The following is a 1980-nucleotide window of genomic DNA, read 5'->3' as shown; positions in this document are numbered from 1 at the left end:
GTGTGAGAGGTCGGGAGTTAATCACTCCCTCCTACTCGATTTTTTGAAGGATATAAGTGAATATAAGTGGAATTAGTAATACATATGTTTCCCCCATTATATTAATGTGTTTCTATAATAAGGGTTCATCACCGTAAACTGGGTTGACGCATAAAGATTGCTTGAAATAATAAGTGGACATCCGGCGGAAAAATCGCGAGCCTCAAGACCCCATAGTCGTGAGGAAGGTGATAAACGCCACTATACGAGTCACATGACAAACATCGTGTTGGCCGCCGAGTCCTAGCAAAGTGAGCAACAGTACGTAAGTTGCCAGTTTAATGGCTAATCAACACACTTGAGAATAGTATAAAAATGTGAACAAATGAAAGGTTGGTATTTTAAATGGAAGTCACAGTGTCAAATTTAGAAAACGTCCAATTAGGTCATATTGTAGCGCAAGATATATTTGCCAATACAAAAAGTCCAATTATTGCTCAAAATACTGTAATACGTCCTGTGCATCTTTTAATATTAGAGGCATTTCAAGTAAAAAATGTACTCATTAAGGAACCTGAATCGGCAAATGAGACGAGTGAAGAAATAAATTCATCTATTCCGACAGCCCCACCAATGACGAAAAAAGAACGTTATGCCAATATTTTCGAACGTAATTACAAAAATGCAATCCAACAAATTAAGAAAGAGTTTTTCAATTGGGAAGCAGGAGCCCATATTGATATTACGAAAGTGCGTGGCTTCTTCTTACCGCTCTTAGATAATGCGTTACAAGATCGCACAGTCATTTATGATTTAAACGCCTATAGTGTTCCAGAAGATTATATTTATCACCATTGCATTGCGACAGGCTTAATCGCAGCTGTTATTACACAAAAGCTCGGTTATGAAAGAGGCATCATTATTCAAATGGGCTTAGCGGGTTTATTAGCAGATTGTGGTATGGCAAAAGTAGAGCGTCGTATTCGAAATAAAGTAAGCATGCTTTCAGAAAGCGAGTTTAAAGAAGTACAGAGACATCCGTATCATAGTTTAAATATGATTAAAATGATTCCTGTATTAAAAGATGCGATGAAGTTAGCCATTTATCAGCATCATGAGCGATTAGACGGTAGTGGTTATCCAGGAGGAAATAAAGCAGAGTCCATTTCAAAATTTGCACAAATTATTGCTGTATCGGATGTATTTCATGCGATGACTTCTGAGCGTTTATATCGTACACGTGCTTCAACATTTAAAGTAGTAGAAATGATTCGTGAATCCGAGTTCGGAAAGTTTGATATGGATGTAGTGCAATCATTAATTAATGTCGTAGCAGATTTGCCTTTAAATACGCAGGTTGAATTATCGAATTTAGAAAAGGCTGAAGTAATGTTTATTAATCAATATGCACTAACGAGACCGCTTGTAAAAGTATTAAGCACAGGAGAGTTATTAGATTTATCTCAGCATAGAGCTATTTATATTAATCGAGTTCTAAAATAGAAAGGGTATGAGGTGAGATGGTGTGGTTTAAAATCTTCATAGCTTAAAATAAAAGTTATTAGAGGGATTCATTAATCGAGGACCTCATACCAAATTAAAAAGAGCTATGTAGAAACTTAGTGGAGTAGATAGCATCTGAATTGTGCTATCTACTTTTAAGATGAATGGTAATTTTAGTATATAAATTTTTACTCTTTTATACTATAAAATAATACAAGATTAAAAGATTAGAAAAAGAGTTGTTTTTATTTAAGTAACATGTTAATATGTATAAAGTCGCTAAGGTGACGCAAACGAAACAACATATTGAAAACAAGTTTAAAAAAAACTTTTTGAAAATAGTTGTTGACAAAAACTTAGTGGAAATGCTAAGATATAGAAGTTCGCTTGAGACAGCGACATGAAACTTGAAAACTGAACAACAAACGTTGATGAAAAATAGATAGTTAACTCTAGCAAACAATTTTGGACATCATAATTGATGACAGCAAAATTTTA

The 1980-nt window shown here is 34.3% G+C and carries 1 protein-coding gene; it reads left to right on the top strand.

Features of this window, described 5'->3' with window-relative positions:
* The first annotated feature begins 384 nt into the window (after positions 1 to 384).
* Complete coding sequence (locus A6K76_RS16120) at positions 385 to 1482, top strand: HD-GYP domain-containing protein (RefSeq protein ID WP_066466600.1); 1098 nt, start codon at positions 385 to 387, stop codon at positions 1480 to 1482.
* Positions 1483 to 1980: the final 498 nt, after the last annotated feature.

It is taken from the genome of Caryophanon latum (assembly GCF_001700325.1).
Classification (GTDB): domain Bacteria; phylum Bacillota; class Bacilli; order Bacillales_A; family Planococcaceae; genus Caryophanon; species Caryophanon latum.
This window is presented reverse-complemented; position numbering and strand designations above follow the sequence as displayed.